Source organism: Geminocystis sp. M7585_C2015_104, from assembly GCA_015295805.1.
Taxonomy (GTDB): domain Bacteria; phylum Cyanobacteriota; class Cyanobacteriia; order Cyanobacteriales; family Cyanobacteriaceae; genus DVEF01.
On record DVEF01000055.1, the window covers coordinates 1 to 13,896 of the forward strand.

At 45.4% G+C, this 13,896-nt stretch carries 12 protein-coding genes and 1 riboswitch; of the genes, 8 read left to right on the forward strand and 4 right to left on the reverse strand.

The window, feature by feature from the left end; genetic code table 11:
* Positions 1 to 1,581 (reverse strand): iron uptake porin (locus IGQ44_06255; GenBank protein HIK37571.1); only part of this gene is annotated, 1,581 nt, incomplete at its 3' end.
* Positions 1,582 to 1,782: 201 nt separating this feature from the next.
* On the opposite strand from IGQ44_06255, the gene yidD reads away from it, so the two are divergent.
* The 3 genes from yidD (at position 1,783) to IGQ44_06270 (ending at position 3,878) form a co-directional block, all read left to right on the forward strand.
* Complete coding sequence (yidD, locus tag IGQ44_06260; protein ID HIK37572.1) at positions 1,783 to 2,061, forward strand: membrane protein insertion efficiency factor YidD; 279 nt, start codon at positions 1,783 to 1,785, stop codon at positions 2,059 to 2,061.
* Positions 2,062 to 2,157: 96 nt separating this feature from the next.
* On the forward strand, positions 2,158 to 3,477 hold the full coding sequence (locus IGQ44_06265; GenBank protein ID HIK37573.1) for a trans-splicing intein-formed DNA polymerase III subunit alpha C-terminal partner DnaE-C: 1,320 nt from the start codon (positions 2,158 to 2,160) through the stop codon (positions 3,475 to 3,477).
* Positions 3,478 to 3,629: 152 nt separating this feature from the next.
* Positions 3,630 to 3,878, forward strand: a complete 249-nt coding sequence (locus tag IGQ44_06270; GenBank protein HIK37574.1) for a Ycf34 family protein — start codon at positions 3,630 to 3,632, stop codon at positions 3,876 to 3,878.
* 51 nt (positions 3,879 to 3,929) lie between these two features.
* Here IGQ44_06270 and IGQ44_06275 read toward each other — a convergent pair whose 3' ends face one another.
* Positions 3,930 to 4,295 (reverse strand): hypothetical protein, encoded by a 366-nt coding sequence (locus tag IGQ44_06275; protein HIK37575.1) that lies wholly within the window; start codon positions 4,293 to 4,295, stop codon positions 3,930 to 3,932.
* Positions 4,296 to 4,418: 123 nt separating this feature from the next.
* Positions 4,419 to 4,511, forward strand: a riboswitch (TPP riboswitch).
* 4 nt (positions 4,512 to 4,515) lie between these two features.
* Between IGQ44_06275 and thiC the strand changes: the two genes are divergently transcribed.
* The gene (thiC, locus tag IGQ44_06280; GenBank protein HIK37576.1) at positions 4,516 to 5,901 is read left to right on the forward strand and encodes a phosphomethylpyrimidine synthase ThiC; all 1,386 of its coding nucleotides are present in this window, start codon (positions 4,516 to 4,518) and stop codon (positions 5,899 to 5,901) included.
* Between the two features lie 231 nt (positions 5,902 to 6,132).
* Here thiC and IGQ44_06285 read toward each other — a convergent pair whose 3' ends face one another.
* The gene (locus tag IGQ44_06285) at positions 6,133 to 10,320 is read right to left on the reverse strand and encodes a response regulator (protein HIK37577.1); all 4,188 of its coding nucleotides are present in this window, start codon (positions 10,318 to 10,320) and stop codon (positions 6,133 to 6,135) included.
* Between the two features lie 232 nt (positions 10,321 to 10,552).
* On the opposite strand from IGQ44_06285, the gene fabZ reads away from it, so the two are divergent.
* From fabZ to IGQ44_06305, 4 genes are read left to right on the forward strand one after another with little or no spacing between them, the layout of a single operon-like run.
* On the forward strand, positions 10,553 to 11,041 hold the full coding sequence (gene fabZ / locus IGQ44_06290; GenBank protein ID HIK37578.1) for a 3-hydroxyacyl-ACP dehydratase FabZ: 489 nt from the start codon (positions 10,553 to 10,555) through the stop codon (positions 11,039 to 11,041).
* A gap of 28 nt (positions 11,042 to 11,069) precedes the next feature.
* Complete coding sequence (gene lpxA, locus IGQ44_06295) at positions 11,070 to 11,885, forward strand: acyl-ACP--UDP-N-acetylglucosamine O-acyltransferase (protein HIK37579.1); 816 nt, start codon at positions 11,070 to 11,072, stop codon at positions 11,883 to 11,885.
* The gene (gene pyrF, locus IGQ44_06300) at positions 11,875 to 12,576 is read left to right on the forward strand and encodes an orotidine-5'-phosphate decarboxylase (protein HIK37580.1); all 702 of its coding nucleotides are present in this window, start codon (positions 11,875 to 11,877) and stop codon (positions 12,574 to 12,576) included. The genes lpxA and pyrF overlap by 11 nt, the downstream gene beginning before the upstream one ends.
* A 10-nt stretch (positions 12,577 to 12,586) precedes the next feature.
* Entirely contained in the window at positions 12,587 to 13,567 is a 981-nt protein-coding gene (locus IGQ44_06305; GenBank protein ID HIK37581.1) for a cobalamin biosynthesis protein, read from the forward strand.
* On the opposite strand, the gene IGQ44_06310 is transcribed toward IGQ44_06305, so the two are convergent.
* Positions 13,550 to 13,798 (reverse strand): hypothetical protein, encoded by a 249-nt coding sequence (locus IGQ44_06310; GenBank protein ID HIK37582.1) that lies wholly within the window; start codon positions 13,796 to 13,798, stop codon positions 13,550 to 13,552. The genes IGQ44_06305 and IGQ44_06310 overlap by 18 nt on opposite strands.
* Between the last annotated feature and the right edge of the window lie 98 nt (positions 13,799 to 13,896).

Sequence of the window (13,896 nt, forward strand, 5' to 3'; positions counted from 1 at the left end):
ACCATCAACACTACCCGCCCGGGGTAACTGGCCACCAGCCAGGGTTAATACCGCCCCCTGCTTCCCCAAATCCAAGAAGGAGACATTGGCCGCCCAGTTGTACAGGTCAGTGGTGTCACCCCGACGTTGCACCCCTCTCCTGTCGGCACTGCGGGCCTCTGCGTGGGCGTAGCCAAACCAACCGGCCAGGTTAATCTTGTCGGTGATGCGCCAAGTGGCCTGTACCCCCACATTCTCGGAGGTAGTGGCCGCGCCGTGGAAGGGATCATCAGACCCGGCAAAGCCCCCCCTTCTCCCCACTGGCCCTCGAGCTCCGATGCCGTTGGCTACGCTTGTAGTGTAGACACTGCCTGTGCCACCGGTGAGGCTTACGGCTCCCTCGGTGAAGTAGCTATGCATGTAGGCCACAGACAAGCCGAAGTTCTTGGTGGGGTTGTAGCCCAACTGCACACCAGCGCTGTAAGTGCCATCAAATAGACCCCTTCCCCTCACAGGATCATTGGCGTTGGCCGCTAGGTAGGAGGCGGTTATGTCAAATCCACCGCCGAAGTTGTAGTTGAAGGCTATACCCGTCCTTCCTGGTTGACGATAGATAAAGGGGTTATAACGGAGGAAACGAGACAACGAACCAGTGCCACTGCTTTCCGTGTAGGGGGAGTAGGTTTTGTAGATATCTTCTATGGGCATTTCTGTCCCTACCCAGAAGGTGAGATTATCCCCCAGTTTTGTCCTGTAGAATAACCTGTCCAACGCCACATTGTTCCCCGCACTGGCCGCCGCGTTTTCAAAGTTAAGACGCGCCATGTGAGTGCCTAGGGCAACTCTCAGGTTGGGTATGTTCCCTGCTTCTAGACGGGTTCTTAACAAGTCTTTACCAGTGAAGCTGCTGTCCAGGGTTAGACGGACACGGTTGCTCATGGTGGCCTGGGAGTCTATCCTTTGTCTCCCTCCTGCATCTACCACAGTAGCTCCAAATTTTGGACGATAGAATCTCTCCCACTTGCCCTGATCAGAAGTATGATCCTGTCCTACAACCGCAATTATAGCTTCCCCCCTCAGTTTGGTGGTGGTGGAAAATTGACGGTTTTCCAGGAGAGCGACTTTGCCTTCTAGTTTGTCCACCCTGGCCCCCAGTGCTGCCAATTCAGACTGGAACTCGTTTACGAGACGGTTTAGTCTTTCCAGATCCTCATTGGAGACGCCGCCCCCCTCTGCTATTAGTCTTTCCAAAGCCTGCATACAGGCGTTCAAACCAGCAGCAAACTCATAGCGGCTGAGGGCGCGGTTACCTCTGAAGGTCCGGTCGGGATAACCTGCTATACAACCGTAGCGTTCTACTAGATTTCTTAACGCCTCGAAGGCCCAGTCGGTGGGGGATACGTCCCTCAGCTGGGACACTGAGGTAACTTGCCCCATTCCCTCTGTTTTGTTGTATTCGGAGATTTGATTTATGAGCGCTTCGTTGCTGTCTACGGGCCTTTCGTTGGCGTTGGCGGAAACAGCAGTCAACCCGTTGCCGGCTATTACCAGGGCTAGTAAAGCCGGTGTTGCCAATGTGTAGTTCTTAAGTGACTTGAACATAGTCCTTAGAGATAATCCTCACACTTCTAATGTTAATCTCCCGTTATCATGATAGCACACTTTTTCTTTTTTCCGTCAATTAGTTTTTTTTATATTTTCTCGGTGGTTTTAGCATTTTCTTAAGATTAAACCTTGGTTAAGATGAGTTATGGGTAACATTTGTTCCTTTACAGTTGTATAAATTTCTGGGGGTTTTTAATAATGGTAAAAAAGGTGTTAATTGGCCTGATTATTTTCTATAGGGGTTTTATTTCTCCCCTATTACCTCCAGTTTGTCGGTTTCGTCCCACCTGTTCTGAATATGCCCTGGCGGCCATTGAACGTTTTGGCGTTTTCTGGGGTACTGTTTTGGCTGTGAGAAGAATTCTTCGTTGTCATCCCTTTTCTCCTGGCGGTTACGACCCCCTTCCCAACACTCTACAAGAGAATATTGTCCTCAATTTTTGCCTACGAAAAAAGCAGCATAATAATTTAAAATAGCTCCCATTTATGTTAGAATAAATTCTTGAATATTCTGGCTTATTTGCTAACTTCGCTTGCAATTATTTACGGTTTATAATGGCAAAATAAAAGTAGATGGTTAGGATAGTTAAAAGGCGCCACTTGGGCCCCCAAAAGGTTTACGACATAGGAGTAGAGAAAGAGCACAATTTTTTGTTAGCAAACGGGCTTGTTGTTTCTAATTGTTTTAATAAATCCCATTCTACCGCCTACGCCTATATCACCTATCAAACGGCTTATCTAAAAGCGAATTATCCAGTGGAATACATGTCAGTACTCCTGACTTCCAATAGTGACAACCATGAAAAGGTAAAACAGTATAGGGAAAATTGTCTGGAAATGGGGATAGAGGTTTGTCCCCCTGACATTAACACTTCCCAGAAAGAGTTTATCCCCCAGGGAAGAAAAATATTATTTGGTTTGTCTGCCATAAAAAACCTGGGAGAAGCCGCCATCGAAAACATAATGGATGCCAGAGAAAAGGCCGGGGGAAAGTTCAAGAGTTTTGCCGATTTTATTAGCCGAGTTAACCTTAGGATTTGTAACAGGAAAGTCCTGGAAACACTTATATATGCAGGTGTTTTTGACAGCCTTCATCCCAACCGTTGTCAGCTAATTGAAAACCTGGAGCTGATGATAAACTGGGCTCAGAAAAAACAGGAAGAAAAACAGACGGGTCAGTTAAATATATTTGATTATGTTTCCCAAGAATTTCCCGACTGTGAAGAAGCTCCTGCCATGTCAGAGGTTCCGGATTTTTCACCCCTAGAAAAAATTAGACTGGAGAGAGAATACCTGGGCTTTCCTGTATCTGAACACCCCCTCAAACTATACAAAGAAAAAGTAAGGCTCCTCTCGCCAATTAATCTTAAGGATTTGCCTGAACAAAAAGGCAGGAAAAAAATATGTGTGCTAGCAATGATTACCAAAATAAAACATCATTTGGATAAAAATAATAACAAAATGGCATTTATCACCATAGAAGACCCATCACAACAAGTAGATGGAGTTGTATTTGCAAGGGTATACGAAAGAGTAAAAAATAGTATACTGGCCGATACGCCCCTCCTCATTTGGGGGAAAATTGACATTAAAAATGAACAACCACAAATAATAGTTGACTACCTGAGTAAGGTAGAGGAGATGAAGTTGGTTTTTATAAACTTAAATCCTCCTCAGGTTACCAACGAGTCAGTTGCCATTTTAAAGGATATACTTAAAGGAGAATCGAAGGATAAAAATAAGAAAAATATTCCCACTTTTGTTAGGCTACAGTCCGAGGAGGAAAATATCATCATCCGCCTAGGGGAAGAATATTGGGTTGAAAATGCCGACGAGACTGTTTCAACTCTAGAAAATGCGGGTTTTGCCGCCCACCTCCACTATCTAGTCTAAGGGTTGTAGCACGCAATACATGGGGACAATGTCCAGCCCATAACCAACCCCTATCCCCTAAACCCTGATAATATTAAATTTTCCATCAACACTGGCAAAAATCCGCAGGGGTAAGCTAAGGTGGTATAAAAACACTCAGCCCGGAGAAGAATATGTGTATATGTGTTAACTGTTTGTATGTAGATCGCTGTAAGACTTACCATGCAGTAGAAACCCAACACCAACAACCCCACCTAAACGAGAATCCAGATTTTGACCCAGTACACCCCTCTATAAATGTAAACATCCGCACCCAGGGGGAGTATATCGAAATGGAGTGGGATGTGGTGGGATGTGGCAGTTTTACTGAAGATATAGGAAGATGGGCAAGACTACGCCCAGGAGAGGCAGTCCCCACCTAGTAGCAATAGTGTTATTATCCCACAAAAGTCTGAATAAGCCCTAGTAAAGGCCTAAAAGAAATCCAAGTCCAAAGCCCTTGAGCCCCCCTTTAAAAATAGTAACAGGAGTTTTTGCAGTTGAACCCACACTAGGCCACCAGTGAAAATAGTTAAAGCCCCGGCAATTAGATAGGAGAATACCCTACTGTAGGTGAACACCTCCAAACCGGCAGCCAAAAACATACAAACCCCGATACAGACACCCAAAAAAGGCAACCCCATGAGGGATAGCCCGTCTTTTTCTATCTGGCTTTTTTGCTGTTGCCGCCAAAGACTAACTTGTTGTTTTAGGGTGGCTTCAAAGGCTAAACCACAAGTAACACCTATAAAAAGTCCAAATAGCAGCAACCCTATGGGTGGTTCAGGAATATAGTACATAGAAACTAACACAGCTGCTACAAAAATCCTAGAACATATTAACACTGTTCGTCCCCCATGGAGGTGATAAATACAAAAATCCAGATTATCCCCGTCGGATTCAGGAAATGATGATACAATTGTCACTATAGCTAGGGGTGCCCTTGCAGGCTGAGAATAAACCCTTAGAACCTGAACTTGGGTAATACCAGCGTAGGAAAGCTAAGTACAGAGGTGAAATATGCGTGCAGAATGGGTAGCAAAGAGGCGTGGGCAGTCTAACGTAACGCAGATGCACTACGCCCGTCAAGGCATCATAACCGAAGAAATGCACTATGTGGCCAAGAGGGAAAATCTCCCCCCAGAGTTAATTCGGGACGAAGTAGCCAGGGGAAGAATGATCATACCCGCTAATATTAATCACACCAATCTGGAACCCATGTGCATTGGGATTGCCTCCAGATGTAAGGTAAACGCCAACATCGGGGCATCCCCCAACTCCTCTAGTCTGGAAGAAGAATTGGAAAAACTGAGACTGGCAATAAAATATGGCGCCGACACGGTAATGGATTTGTCCACCGGCGGGGGAGATTTGGACGCCATCCGCACTGCCATTATAAGAGAATCTACTGTCCCTATTGGCACTGTACCCGTCTATCAGGCTTTTGAGAGTGTAAACGGCAGGATTGAAAAACTAACCCCCGATGACTTCTTGCATGTAATCGAAAAACAGGCACAACAGGGGGTAGATTACATGACCATCCATGCCGGCATCCTCATAGAATACCTACCCCTAGTTCGCAATCGCATCACCGGTATTGTCTCTAGGGGGGGTGGCATTATGGCCCGTTGGATGTTATACCACCACAAGCAAAACCCCCTCTACACCCACTTCGATGATATCATTGAAATATTCAAAAAATACGACGTATCCTTTAGTCTGGGGGATTCCCTTCGTCCCGGTTGTCTCCACGACGCCTCCGATGAAGCTCAGCTAGCAGAATTGAAAACCCTTGGGGAATTGACCAGAAGGGCATGGCAACACGATGTCCAGGTGATGGTGGAAGGGCCAGGCCATGTGCCAATGGATCAAATTGAGTTCAACGTCAAGAAACAGATGGAGGAATGTTCAGAAGCCCCCTTCTACGTCTTAGGCCCTCTAGTTACTGACATTGCCCCAGGTTACGACCATATTTCCTCCGCCATTGGGGCGGCCCTCGCCGGTTGGTATGGCGCCGCTATGTTGTGTTATGTAACCCCCAAAGAACACCTGGGATTGCCAAATGCAGAAGATGTTCGTAACGGGTTAATAGCCTACAAGATAGCCGCCCATGCCGCAGATATAGCCCGTCATCGTCCAGGCGCCAGAGACAGAGATGACGAATTGTCCAGGGCCCGTTACAATTTTGACTGGAATCGTCAGTTTGAATTGGCGTTAGACCCAGAAAGGGCAAGGGAATACCACGACGAAACCCTGCCTGCCGACATCTTCAAGACGGCGGAATTCTGTTCCATGTGCGGCCCTAAATTCTGTCCTATGCAGACTAAAGTGGATGATGAAGCCCTGACAGAATTGGAAAAATTCTTGGCCAAGGAGGGTAAAACCACTAAGTCCGTGGTAGGATAGTGGTTAGTAAGGTGGGGGTGCCCCCCCGCCACGGGGAAAGGTGGAACCAATCCGATTTCTGCTATGATGATGGGCGGCTGGAAACTGTTAACCAGGGCCTATTATCTGTCATAACTGCAAAAAATTTACAACAACCCCCCTGGGAGGGGGAAATTGTTAAGAAATGTAAACTGAACCCCGGTGGTGTGTATTGTTTTGTGCAACCAGGGTGTGTCGAGTGGCGTCTGTGGCCTAGGCCCGGCGTATTTTTTCCAATTCCAGCTGGATGGCCTTTTTTACCCCCTCGTATTCTGCTATAATCCTCTCAATGAGGGGGGGAGCGTCTTCTAGATTTTTCTCAGTCATTAGTATTTCCAACTTTCTACAAACATCGGACAATTCCTTAGCCCCAATACTAGCACTACTAGACTTCAGGCTGTGGGCGTTTAGTTTGATGGCATCGAAGTCTTTGGCGGCAAATCCCTCTTGAATCTGTTGAATCAGGTTGGGGGAATCCCGTAAGTAGGTTTCCATTAATTCGGAGAAGACTGTCGGGAAATCCTCCTCCCCTATCATCTCTTTTAAATCGTTAATGGCCTTGGGATCTAGTTTTGTCATAATAGGGTCGGAACTGGGTTGATTTTTCTCTGCTACAACACCAATATTATCCCCGGTTTGAGACGGCGACTGTTTGATTCTACCAAGATTCTTTAATTTCTCCATCAAAACCTCTAATCGCACCGGTTTGGAAATGTAATCATCCATGCCGGCTGCCAGACAAATCTCCCTATCCCCCTCCATGGCATTGGCAGTCATGGCGATGATATAGGGAGGCTTGCCTTGAAAATTACCAGTGGGTGAATTCCAAAGAGTACGAATTTGCCGAGTGGCAGTTAAACCGTCCATCTCCGGCATCTGCACATCCATGAGAATTAAATCATAAGACTGACGCCGCAGCGTTTCAATAACCTCTAAGCCATTGGCTACTACGTCCGCACGATACCCCAAACGCTTGAGTATATTGGTGATTACCTTCTGGTTGACAATGTTGTCCTCGGCAATGAGAATTCTTAAAGGGGCAATGCTGGCAATGTTTTCAAATTGACCGGGTGTGGGGGTAAAAATTCTAGGGGATTGAAAGTCACCTCGGCAAACGTGCACTAAGGTGTCTAACAGTTGGGATTGTTTTATGGGCTTGTGAAGAGTAGCCGCCCACTGTACCTCTTTTGTAACATTTTCCTCACAATTGCCCATGGAAGTAAGTAGAATTAGTGGCAATTCCTGACAGTTAGGCAAAAGGCGAATCTGTTTAGCCAAAGTCACCCCATCCATCCCCGGCATATGCATGTCCAATACTACCACGTCTGGCTTCCTTTGTTTCAACACTAATAAAGCCTCTTTGGCAGAAGCAACTGCAATCGTCTCCATGCCGAAATTCTGACATTGGATAGTCAAAATCTGCCGGTTTACCTCATTGTCATCTACCAGCAAAATACTCTTGTTTTTTAAAATCTCAGGAGTGCCACCCTCTTTTTCCGCCAACCAGGAGGGGATTCTAGTTCTGATAGTAAAACAAAAGACAGAGCCCGGTTCTTCCGGTTTTGTGGTAATCTCATAACCGGGGGGTGTGTTTTCGGTGGCTACCCCCCTGCTTTCCGCCCAAATTTCCCCCCCCATCAGTGTTACTAAACGGTGACAAATAGCCAACCCTAAACCTGTGCCCCCATAATTACGAGTAGTGGAGGAGTCTACCTGGGAGAAGGGTTTAAACAGTCTATCCATTCGACTGGCAGGGATGCCTACACCAGTGTCTTTTACTTTAAAGACTAGTTCATATTCTGTACTATTGTTGCCAGTATACTCCTTATGATTCACCCCTACCGACAAAACCACCTCGCCACTGTTGGTAAATTTAACAGCATTAGTGAGCAAATTCACTAATACTTGTCTTAAACGAGTTACATCCCCCACCACTGTCTTTGGCACATCTGGGGAAATATAGTAGACTAGTTCAAGGTTTTTATCTGCCGCCTTCCCTGCCAACAAGTCTAGGGATTCCTCCACCACTGTTACTAGGGAGAAGGGTTGATATTCCAACTCTAATTTCCCCGACTCAATCTTGGAAAAATCTAGAATGTCGTTTATAATTGTCAGTAGACTGTCGGCGCTAGTACGGATAATTTCAGCAAATTCTCTTTGTTCGTGGTTTAGTGGCGTATCCAACAGTAACCCCGTCATGCCAATGATAGCATTCATGGGGGTGCGGATTTCGTGACTCATGGTGGCGAGGAATTCACTCTTCGCCTTGTTAGCGGCTTCTGCTTGCTCTTTTGCCTTTTGTAATTCTTGTTCTACTCTTACTTTATCAGTAATGTCAGTAATTGTGCCCGCCAGACGGTAGGCTTTTCCACTTTTGTCTTCATCTCGTTTTCCTTTTGCTAACACCCACACATAGTAACCCTCCCGGTGTAAAAGTCTGTGTACATTTTGGTAGATATTTGTCTCCCCATTCAAGTGGGAATGAATATCCTGGAGGTGTTTTTCTAAGTCTTCTGGATGGATACGATGTAACCAGGTTTCTATTTTCCCCGGCAGTGGGGAATTTTCATATCCAATAATCCGCATCCAGGAAGGAGAATAATACACCTCATTAGTATTTAAATTCCAATCCCAAATTCCATCATTTGTGCCAGCTACTGCCAATTCATATCTCTCATGCTTCTCCCTCAGCAACCTTTCTATTTTCTTCTTCTCTCTAATTTCCTCTTCCAACTGTTGTGCCTTTTCTATTAAATCCCTTGTGCGTCTTTTTACTGTCTCCTCTAGGTTTTCCTTTATCTCCTTTATCTGACGGAATTTATCTCCCAATGCCGCAATCATTAGCCTATAGTTTTCTGTCAGCTTTTCGAGCTCTAAAATATCCGTTTTAGGAAGCAATAACTCCTGCTGGTTATTCTCGATTTTTTCTGGCAAATCGGTGGTAATCTCCGCCAGAGTTACTAGGGGTTTTACTACTTTCCTGCTAATTCTTTCTGCCAAAATGGAAGAAAATATCGTCAGCAGTAGAAGGATTCCTAAAATCCTTATGTAGAGAATATGGAGTCTCTTAACATAGTCACGGGCCGGTATTTTAACAACAATTTTCCAGGGAATTTTTCGGCTTATTCCCAACTCTTTAACGTAGAAGGAATCCTCCCACCGTTTCATTATTGAAATTCCTTTTTCTGTGGGCAACCAATGGTATATATCATTGCCCCTTTCCTCTATTTGGTGGTTGTGTTCTTCCACATAAGTGGAACCTGCTAATAAACCCGTATTGGAAGCAATAACTCTTCTGTTGTTGTCCAAAAGAATTGTTTCCACATTATCCCCATCAATGCCAGGGGTAATATCCAATACTTTCTGCAATCTTTGCAAGGAAAAAACAGCATATATCACACCAGAATTTTTCCCCTCAACAGCAATAGTAAAAGCCACATGATTCTCGGGTAATAAATAATTTCTCTGAATGGCGGTAACATTTAAACCGGTGTTTTTTAACCTCAGCCATTCTTGAAAGTTATCAATTCTCGTGCCAACAAGGGATTGGCTATTTTCGCCTTTTGAAGAAGTGGCGAGGATATATCCATTCCTGTCGGTGACAACAAGCAAATCAATATCGGGAAAATTCTCTACAATGCTGTCCAGTTTCTCTTGAAGCCTAGAAGAATCGTCTTCTGTTGCTGTTGCATAATAAAAGGCAACACCCTGCAGGGGATAAACATGTGATTTTTTCCACTGATTTACTGCGACTATTGAAAGGCTGGCAATCTCGTTTAAATCCCTGGAAATTTCCCCCTCAATCTCTTTAGCCAAATTGTTGCCGTGGAGAATGGCAATTACTAAGGGAGGTACCAATAAAAAACTCATCAGAATGTTGGATATACTCTGGGAGAATTTTAGCGTTATTCTCCTTTCCGCCGGGAAAAATTTTGAGTGAGAGTAACTGTAGATGAGGGTGGCAACGAGAGCATTAAAAATTCCATTTATTGATTGTTTTAGCCATACCAAAAGTAGAGAAATTACATCAAAATGCATGAGAAAAATGAAACAAATTACCGCAAAAATCCAGCCGAAAGTTAGCCAGTAGCCAATGTCAATTAATACCAGATTTTTGTTTTTACCGGGAAAGAAGATGTTTACAAAAATGGCCTCTAAAGTAAAAACTATAATCCCGTAAGGGTGCCCCCAGAGTAGGTAAGTGTGAATACTGCTGATAAAGGCAGCCAAAATACTAGGGAAAGCCCCAAAAAAATAGCCTGCAAGCCAAACAAAAATCCCCCCAAACAGAAAGTCCAAGCCAAAGAAAATGGGAGCCCTAAAATAGTTGCCAAGATAGGCAAGTACCACAAAAGAAAATATGGCAATAACATTATGAGAAAACAGAGGCTTAGCAGTCATCTTTTCGAGATTTAAGAAAGTTAAATAGGAGTGGCTACCACGGTTGAAATTGGAGTTAGAGGGGATAGAGTCAAAGGGCGTCAAAATTTATAAGACAAAGGGAGGCTGACAGTATACCATTATACCCCCAACCGGCGAGGGGCAGGAGAGGGGAATTGCTCAGGGGCAAAAGGCATGGTATCCTATTGGAAGTCAAGGAAGGTAAGGCTCTGTGGTGGATAACGCAAAAGAAATGGAAAAGTTTGTGGAAGGAGTAGAAAGGGAAAATAAGCCAGCAGAAGAGGTAAAAAAAACATTTTCCGCCCTGGAAATTCAAGAATTACTGCCTCACCGTTATCCTTTTGCCCTAGTGGACCGTATTATAGACTATGTGCCCGGAGAAAAGGCAGTAGGCTTAAAAAATCTGACGATGAATGAGTCATTTTTCCAAGGGCATATCCCTGGGAAGCCGATAATGCCAGGGGTTTTGCAACTAGAAGCCATGGCACAAGTGGGGGGAATAATATTAACTCTATTGCCGGGAATGAGAGGAAAATTCTTTGCCTTCGCCGGGATAGAAAAGGCCCGTTTCCGTAAACCCATTGTACCAGGAGACCAGTTGATTATGACAGTAGAATTGTTGTCCTTTAAACGCAACCGCATTGCTAAAATGTATGGTCAAGGGATGGTGGACAATCAACTGGCTGTAGAGGCGGAAATGTTATTTTCTGTTCTAGACTAAAGTTTGTCGTGTACTGGGAAAAGAAGTGGTGATTCATCCTACTGCTATTATAGACCCTAGGGCTGAATTAGACCCCACAGTAGAGGTAGGCCCCTATGCTGTTATTGGTGCTGAGGTTAAAATAGGCCCAAGAACTGTTGTAGGCAGTCATGCTGTAATCGAGGGGCCAATAGAAATCGGCTGTGACAACCAAATCTACCCAGGCGCGGCTCTGGGATTGCCCCCCCAGGATCTAAAATATAAGGGTGCTAGAAGTTATGTAGTGATAGGGGATCGCAACATAATTCGAGAATACGTCACCGTAAACAGGGCAACGGGAGAAGAGGAAAAGACAATTATCGGCAACGACAACCTCTTAATGGCCTACGTCCATATAGCCCATAATTGTGTTTTAGGAGACGGCATAGTCATTGCCAACGGCGTATCCCTAGCAGGCCATGTGGAAGTGGAATCCAAGGCAGTAATTGGAGGCATCTTAGGAATCCACCAGTTTGTTAGAATCGGCACTATGGCCATGTTGGGAGGCATGAGTAGAATCGATCGCGATGTGCCTCCCTATATGTTAGTAGAGGGCAACCCCTGTCATATCCGTTCCCTTAACATGGTAGGCTTCAAACGTAATAACTTTACCAGAGAACAAATAGAGGTCCTCAAAAAAGCCTATAGGATACTATACAAGTCGGGTTTGACCATTAACCAAGCCTTGAAGCAACTCGAGCCACTACAAGTATACCCAGAAGTTCGTCACCTGAGTGAATTTATATATGCTTCGGTCAATGACCCCAACCGTCGTGGTTTGATAAACCCCCAGAGGGAGGAAAAAGACGGCAGACATGAAATCTGAGCGTATAATTGTACCCCTGGACGTGCCCAATTGGGAAGCAGCAACAAAACTGGTAGAAATGCTGCCGGGAGTTACCTTTTGGAAAGTGGGGTTACAACTATTTGTGGCAGAGGGGGCTGACATTCTAAAATACCTAAAAGACAAGGGAAAAAAAATCTTCCTAGATCTAAAGTTCCATGATATTCCCAATACTGTCAGGGGGGCAACCCTATCCGCTGTCTCCTACCAGGTGGACTTGTTAACTATTCATGCAGTAGCCGGCAGGGAGGCCTTAAAGGCAGCCCAAGAAGCAGTGAAAAACAGCGCTGCCGCTACTAAATTGCTGGCCATTACTGTTTTGACCAGCCTAGACGCCCGCCAATTGGCCTCTGACCTAAAAATACCCCTCCCACTGCCAGAATACGTCTTAAACAACGCCCTAATGGCCAAAGAGTGTGGTTTGGACGGGGTAGTGGCTTCTCCACAGGAAGTTAGACAGATTAAACAGGCATGTGGTAAAGAATTTTTAACGGTATGTCCAGGGGTGCGCCCCCAATGGGCTACAATGGAGGACCAGAAAAGGGTAATGACCCCAACACAGGCCTTTGCCGAAGGTGCGGATTACCTGGTGATAGGACGCCCCATCACCCACGCAGACAACCCCCCCCTAGCCTGGGAAAGGTTGTTGGCAGAAATAGCAGACTCCCCCTAGTCTATCATTCATGCTACCACACTACACGGGAATTTTGAGCCTGTGGCTGGCTTCTCTATTGGATTACTGTATTGGCGACCCTTGGAACTGGCCTCATCCCGTAAAATTCATTGGTGGTGTCATCCATATTACCGTCAAGTTTATTCTGCACCATGTTGCTTCCCCCGTGGGGCGTCGGGTGTGGGGGGTCATCCTGGCGGTATTCCTGGTGGTTGCCAGTGGGGGTGTGTCATGGCTAATAGTCAGACTAGCTTGGCAAATCAATCCCTGGTTGGGGGGGACAGTGGAAGTAGTCTTGTTGGCTAGTTGTTTTGCCGGCAGAAGTTTAAGACAGGCAGCAGAAGACGTATTGCAGCATCTCCCTCACAACTTAGAAAATGCCCGTAGTCGCCTTAGTCTCTATGTGGGGAGGGATACAGACAAGCTATCCCTGCAGGAGGTTTATAGGGCAGTTTTGGAGACTGTAGCCGAAAACACCACCGACGGTGTCACAGCGCCCCTTTTTTACGCCCTTGTAGGTTTATTCATCCCCTCCATTGGCAGTGTACCCATGGCCATGGCCTATAAGACCATTAGCACCCTGGATTCCATGATAGGTTATAAGAGGCCCCCTTATCAAGACATTGGTTGGTTTAGTGCTAAACTGGAAGACTACGCCACCTGGCTTCCCTGTCGTCTAACAGTTCTGACAGTGGCCTTAATGTCGGGAAGGCCCCTCCATTGTATCAGAAAATGTAGACGGGATGCTATAAAAGACCCTAGCCCTAATTCCGGTTGGAGTGAAGGCATTTTCGCCGTGGTTCTGGGTGTGCAACTGGGAGGTGTTAATTTTTATAAAGGGGAAAAGAAAATTAAACCCCTTTTAGGTGAACCTTATAGGAACATAGATGCCTCTGTAATCAGACAAGCCTTGGGAATAACCCGTTATTGTTTTCTCCTCTGGCTATTTTCTGCCACTATTGTAAAACTGTTATTACCCCACTACCACTAGGCTGAGATGACGCCTCCCATTATCAGCTAGCCCCATCACATTATAGACAACCACACCATGACCCAACAATGTTAACAACCAGATGGCCATTTTGCCTCTTGGCATACACCACAGTAACTCCTTCCTAAAAAACGGTGAAGGTGCGGCAACTGCCATGATTCTAACCCAACTGTGGGCCTCTTTCCCACCCCTAATTCCCCCAGCTGCATCACATAATTGCAGATATGTCAAGACATGTTTTATTTTTTTTAACAAAACAAGGGGAAAAAGAATTAACCCCACTGTGGATATGATGCCCTGGACTATCATATTTGAGAAGGACAGATAGA